The sequence below is a fragment of the Streptomyces sp. NPDC047017 genome (assembly GCF_040644175.1).
Taxonomy (GTDB): domain Bacteria; phylum Actinomycetota; class Actinomycetes; order Streptomycetales; family Streptomycetaceae; genus Streptomyces.
On record NZ_JBEYVW010000025.1, the window covers coordinates 78,061 to 84,060 of the forward strand.

General features: G+C 73.6%; 5 protein-coding genes. 3 read left to right on the top strand and 2 right to left on the bottom strand.

The genetic code is table 11. From position 1 onward, the window contains the following. Positions 1-108: 108 nt before the first annotated feature. The 3 genes from ABZ858_RS32690 (at position 109) to ABZ858_RS32700 (ending at position 3,839) form a co-directional block, all read left to right on the top strand. Positions 109-777: a response regulator transcription factor gene (locus ABZ858_RS32690; protein WP_361386974.1), complete on the top strand. Its 669-nt coding sequence runs from the start codon at positions 109-111 to the stop codon at positions 775-777. A 174-nt stretch (positions 778-951) separates the two neighbouring features. Further along, positions 952-1,635 (top strand): DUF4255 domain-containing protein, encoded by a 684-nt coding sequence (locus tag ABZ858_RS32695; protein ID WP_361386977.1) that lies wholly within the window; start codon positions 952-954, stop codon positions 1,633-1,635. Positions 1,636-1,703: 68 nt separating this feature from the next. Continuing rightward, on the top strand, positions 1,704-3,839 hold the full coding sequence (locus ABZ858_RS32700; protein ID WP_361387143.1) for an ATP-binding protein: 2,136 nt from the start codon (positions 1,704-1,706) through the stop codon (positions 3,837-3,839). Positions 3,840-3,846: 7 nt separating this feature from the next. Here ABZ858_RS32700 and ABZ858_RS32705 read toward each other — a convergent pair whose 3' ends face one another. Together ABZ858_RS32705 and ABZ858_RS32710 are read right to left on the bottom strand one after the other, a co-directional pair. Further along, a complete protein-coding gene (locus tag ABZ858_RS32705) occupies positions 3,847-5,238 on the bottom strand; it encodes a ricin-type beta-trefoil lectin domain protein (RefSeq protein WP_361386980.1) in 1,392 nt (463 codons plus the stop codon). 1 nt (position 5,239) lies between these two features. Further along, the coding region (locus ABZ858_RS32710) for an RICIN domain-containing protein (protein WP_361386983.1) at positions 5,240-6,000 on the bottom strand (761 nt) is incomplete at its 5' end.

Below are 6,000 nucleotides of genomic sequence, written 5' to 3' on the forward strand. Positions count from 1 at the left end.
CGTGGTGCTCCACGATTGCTGTGGGCCCTTGTCACCCGGGAGTGTGATGAACACACGCCTGCCGCCGACCCCACAGAGGCGATGGGCCCGTGGACATAGGGGAAGCCGTTGCTCAGCTCATCGCGGACCGCGCATCCCGGTACGGCCCAGTCCGGTGACCGGATACCGGTGGCGGTGCACGCCACGGACCCGATCCTGCGCGAGGGGGTGCTGAGCCAGCTGCGCCGGTACCCCGAGGTCGACCTGCGCGAGGAGTCCGGTTCGGGACCCGGCACGGTGGCGCTGCTCGTGGACGACACGCTGGACGAGGCCGCGCTGGCCCGGCTGCGCCGGCTGGTGCGCAGCGAGGGCGCGCGGGCGGTGCTGGTGGTGAGTTCGCTGCGCGAGGCCGAACTGCTCGACGTGATCGAGTGCGGGGTGGGTGCCATCGTCTGGCGCCACGAGGCCACCGCGCACCGCCTGGTGCAGGCCGTGCTCGCCGCTGCCCGCGGGGACGGCGATCTGCCCGCCGATCTGCTCGGCCGGCTCATCGACCAGGTGGGCACGCTGCACCGCAGCGCGGCCGGCCGGACCGGCGTCCCCACTTCGGGGCTGACCCCGCGTGAGGTGGACGTACTGCGGCTGGTGGCCGAGGGTTTCGACACCGGGGAGATCTCCGGCAAGTTGTCCTACTCCGAACGGACGGTCAAGAACGTCATCCACGGGCTGACCACCCGGCTGCACCTTCGCAACCGGGCTCACGCGGTGGCGCATGCCCTGAGGGAAGGCTACATCTGACCGAACAGGCAGCCCAGACCGCCCCCTCGGGCAAGGCGCTCTGCCCCGCCGCCGTCCCCGGGGCGCCTGCGGGGCCGGACCGGGCAGACGGCAGGATCGACACGAACGGCGGCCGCCGGGCACCCACGGCGGCCGGTCAAGCGGAACCGAGCACGGCAGGGCAGGAGCACGACGGTGATCCACGAAGTGGACGAGGTCCTCAAGACCCTGCTGAGAGATGGCGCGCTGGCCGGTTCCGGCATCGACATCGCCCTGGAGGCGCCCACCCGTGACTGGGCGGCCCGCCGCAACGCGCCCACCATCAACGCCTACCTGTACGACATCCGGGAGGACGTGGCCCGCCGTCAGCGCGGCCACCTGCCCGTGGTCGACGAACGGGACGTGGTGGTCAAGCGGCGCCGGCCGCCGCGCTGGTTCCGGCTGTCCTATCTGGTGACGGCGTGGACCAAGCAGCCGCAGGACGAACACCGGCTGCTGTCCGCCGCGCTGGCCACGCTCATGCCGCGCGAGCTGATCCCGCCCGCCGAACTGCCGGGCGCGCTCGGCGCGCTGGGCATGTCGGTGCAGCTGTCCGTGGCCGGCACCCAGACGGAGACGCGTTCGCTGGCCGAGATCTGGTCGGCGCTCGGCGGCGAACTCAAACCCTCCCTGGACCTCGTGGTCACCGCGCCGTTTCCCGCCCACCCCGACTACGACGCCGGGCCGCCCGTCACCGAGGGCGCCGCGATCCGGGTACGCCGCCTGGACGGCACCCCGGCCGAACCGGAGGAACGCGCCCACCGGCCGCACCAGGTCGCGGCGGCCCGCGCCGCCCGCGAGGCGGCCCGCGGCGGCCGGGGAACCGGAAGCACGACGTGACCGCACCCGAGCCGACACTCGACGAACGACTGACGGACGACGAACGACTGGTGGACGACGGCAGCCCGATGGACGGCGACAGCGCGGTGCTCGACGGTGGCCCGGTGAACGGCGACAGCCCGGCGTACGACCTCGGTGAGGCGCACGAGGATTCCGGCCCCGCCACCCCGGCCGCCCCCGCCGACGCCCTCCTCGCCCGGCTCGCCGTCCTGCGGGACCGGACCGCCCTGCTGGTCGGCCACCGGTCCGCCGACGACCCGACCGCGGACGACCCGCTGCGCGGCCTGTATCTGTCGCAGGAGGCCGTACGGCGTCTGCTGCGCCCGGCGGAGCCGCTGCCGTACGCCCCGGACGGCCCCCGGCCGTTCGCCGCCCGGTCGCGGGACCGGCTGGCCGCGCTGTGCGCGCGGCTGGGCCTGACCGAGCTGGACGCCGCCCTCCTCCTGGTCGCCCTCGCCCCGGACGTGGACCGCACCTTCGAGCCGCTGTTCGGCTACCTCAACGACGACGTCAGCAGGCGGCGGGCCACCGTCGCGCTCGCTCTGGACCTGTGCGGCCTCCCGGCCCACGCGGCGCCCGCCCGGGCCCGGCTGCACCCCGCCGCCCCGCTCAGCGCGCTCGGGCTGCTGGCCGTGGAGGAGCCCGAACGCCCCTTCCTGACCCGCTCGCTGCGCGTCCCCGACCGTCTCGTGGCCCATCTGCTCGGGGACGACACCCCCGACGTCGTACTCTCCGCGGAGCTGCGCCCGCTGCCCGCCCCGCCGGCACCGCACGCCGGGGACGACGGGGACGACGGGGACGACGGGGACGACGGCGAGCACGGGGACGACGAGTTCGACCGCTTCGCGCACCGGCTGGCCATCCGCCTGGCCGCCGCTCCCCCGCTCACCGCCTACCTCCGCGAGGGCCGCGAGGGCGAGGGGCTCGCCTGTGCCGCCGCCGCCCTGCGCGCGGCGGGCCTGCCGGTCCTGCACTACACGGGCGGCGAGGACCGGGTGCCCGACCTGCTGCGCGAGGCCCGGCTGGGCGGACGCGCGGTGGTCGTCTCCGGGCTGCCGGAGCAGCCGGCCGGCCTGGTGCGGGACCTGGCCGCGGCCGCCGACGTGCCCGTGCTGATCACCGGCCCGCTGCCCTACGACCCGCAGTGGTGCGAGCAGGGCGACGGCGAGCCGCTCGTCCTGGACGTGCCCGAGCGCCGGGCGGGCGCGGTGCGCGCCTGGGCGGCCGCCCTCGGTGACGCGCCCGGCTTCGACCTGGCCGCCACCGTCGCGCCGTACCACCTCGCGGACGACCGGATCGCCCGGGCCGCCCGCGCGGCCCACGCCCTGGCGGACTTCGACGGCACCCCGCTGTCCGCCGCCCATCTGCGGATCGCCGCACGCCGCCAGTCCGCGTCCGGCCTGGAGCGGCACGCCCGCCGGATCCGTCCGGCGGTGGACTGGACGGACCTCGTGCTGCCCGAAAGGCCCCTGGTCCAGTTGCACGAACTGGCCCTGCGCGCCCGCCACCGCGACCGGGTCCTCGGTGACTGGCGGCTGAGCGCGGGCGGCGGCCGGGGCCGGGGCGTGCTCGGCCTGTTCGCCGGCGAGTCCGGTACCGGCAAGACGCTCTCGGCGGAGGTCGTGGCGGCCGAACTCGGCCTGGACCTCTATGTCGTGCAGCTGTCGTCGGTGGTCGACAAGTACATCGGTGAGACCGAGAAGAACCTGGAACGCATCTTCACCGAGGCCGACCGCACCGACGCGGTCCTGCTGTTCGACGAGGCCGACGCCGTGTTCGGCAAGCGGTCCGAGGTGAAGGACTCGCACGACCGGTACGCCAACATGGAGAGCGCCTATCTGCTCCAGCGGCTGGAGTCCTTCGACGGCATCGCCCTGCTCACCACGAACCTGCGGGCCAACATCGACGACGCGTTCACCCGGCGCCTGGATCTGGTGGTCGACTTCCCGTTCCCCGACGCCCAGCAGCGCCGGGCGCTGTGGCAGCACAGCCTGACCCATGTGCCCCGCGCCGAGAGCGTCGAACTCGACCGGGTCGTCGCCGACTTCGAGCTGGCGGGCGGTTCGATCCGCAGTGCCGTGGTGACCGCGGCCTACCTGGCCGCCGGCCGGGACGACCTGGTCACCACGGCCGATGTGCTGGAGGGGGCCCGCCGCGAGTACCGCAAGGCGGGCCGCCTGCTGCCGGGCGAGGGCGACTGGTAGCCGGACCTCAGTCCTCCACCCGCCACTTCTGGTTCGGCGTCCCCGCGCAGGTCCACAGCTGGAGCCGGGTCGCGTTGCCGGTGCCGTTGTCCACCGCGTCGACGCACTTGTTCGCCTGCGGGTTCACCAGATCACCCTGGGTGCTCAGGACGAACTGCTGGGCCGGGTTGCCGCTGCACCGGGCCAGCTGGATGGCCGCCCCGTCGTCCCGGGAGCCCCAGGCCACGTCCATGCACATGCCGACCGAGCGCACGGTGCCGTCACCGCGGAAGTCCCAGCGCTGGTTGGCGCTGCCCGCGCAGTCCCACAGCTGGAGCTTGGTGCCGTCCTTGCCCTGGCCGTTCTGGGCGCCGGGGACGTCGACGCACCGGTTGGACTGCTGCCCGATGATGATCTGGCCCACGGGCTTGGCGGGCTTGGGTTTGGGCTTGGGCTGGGCAGGCGCGCCACCACCGCCGCCCCCGCCCGAACCGGAGCCGCCCCCGCCGCCGTTCCCGCCCGGGGCGGCCGGCTGCTGGGTGGGCGTGTCGCCGCCCCCGCCCTGCGGCGGGGCCGACGACGCCTGCGGCGGGGGCGGGGCCGCCACCACCGGGCTCGGCGGCGCGGAGGGCGCGAGCGTGCTGCCGGCCTCGGCGATCTTCTCGTTGGCCTTGGAGGAGACGTTGGGCTTGTAGGCGATCCACAGCATCACGAAGGTGATGGCGAGGCCCAGCATGATCCCGAAGAACGTGGCAAGCCAGCGCGGCAGGAACCCGCGCTGGATGTACGTGCCCTCCACCGGCAAGGCCGTCGCACCCGACCGCTGCACCGCCAGGGTGTACGGCCGCTGCTCCTTCGACCCGAACCAGATGATCTTCCGCGGCTTCAGCGTCGCCCGCACGAACGCGGCCCGGCCCGGCTCGATCTGCACATTGCCCGGATGCACGTCGTAGGAGAGCTGATCCCCGTTGTCACTGCCGTTCACCGACGCCGTGAGCTTGGTGTTGCCCAGGTTGTCGATCGCCAGCCGGGGGCGCCCGCGGAACCGGCCCTTCACCGTGGGCGGCACCAGTTCCGCCCGCACCTCGGTGAACGGGGTGATCGTCAGGTTCCCCTCGGGGACCGTCGTCGCCTCCGGGTGCTCCGTCGGCGTGATGCGGACGGCGTACGGGTTCGGGCCCGCCGTGGCGTCCGGGGTGCGGGGCGGGGCGAAGGTCAGCTCCACGGTCCCCGTCGTGCCCGGGTACAGCCGCAGCGACTGCGGCTCCACCGTCGTCCAGGGCGAGACCGCCCCCACCGGTTCGAAGCGGTACTCGTCGACGACGTCACCGGTGTTGCGCAGCCGAAGCCGCACCCGGGTACTGCTGCCCGGGTCCACGGTGGCGGACGCGGGCTCCAGGGATGTCCACAGACCGGTCATGTCACTCGCCCGTCTGCGGGATGATCAACCATTCCTGGTCGTCGGAGTTGGAGCAGTTGTAGATCGTGAGCGGGGTGTCGTTGCCGCCGGTGCTGAAGCCCGACACGTCCAGGCACAGGTTGTTGCTGGCGAAGTTGCGGATCCAGTAGGCGCCGCTCTCCTGCTTGTCCAGCCACCACAGCTGGTTGTCGGCGGTGGTGCCGTCGCACATGTACTCCATGACCGGCGACTCGACGGGGGCCGAGCCGTAGTCGGACAGGTCCATGCAGAACTTGTCCTTGACGTTGCGGATCTGGAAGAGGGGGGTGCCGCCGGGGCCGTCCTTGGGGTACCGCACCTCCAGGTCCCACAGCTGGTTGTCGTGCGAGGTCCCGTCGCAGGTGTACTCGCGCACCCGGCCGGCCTTGGTGCCCTTGTCGTAACCGGGGATGTCCGCGCACTTCTTGGTGGTGGTGTTGCGCAGCAGCACGTTCTTGGCGGGCACGACCGGCTTCGGCTTCTTCTTCTGCGAGCCGCCGCCACCCCCACCGCCACCGCCGCCGCCACCGCCGCCGTTCTTGGCGTCACCGCCTCCCGCCGGCGACTCGGGCGCCGACGCCGGGGCGGACGGCTCCGGCGGGGCGGGGGCGAGGGTCTGGCTGGCGGACGGGGAGGGCGCCAGGGTGGTGCCGGCCTCGGCGATCTTCTCGTTGGCCTTGGAGGAGACGTTGGGCTTGTAGGCGATCCACAGCATCACGAAGGTGATGGCGAGGCCCAGCATGT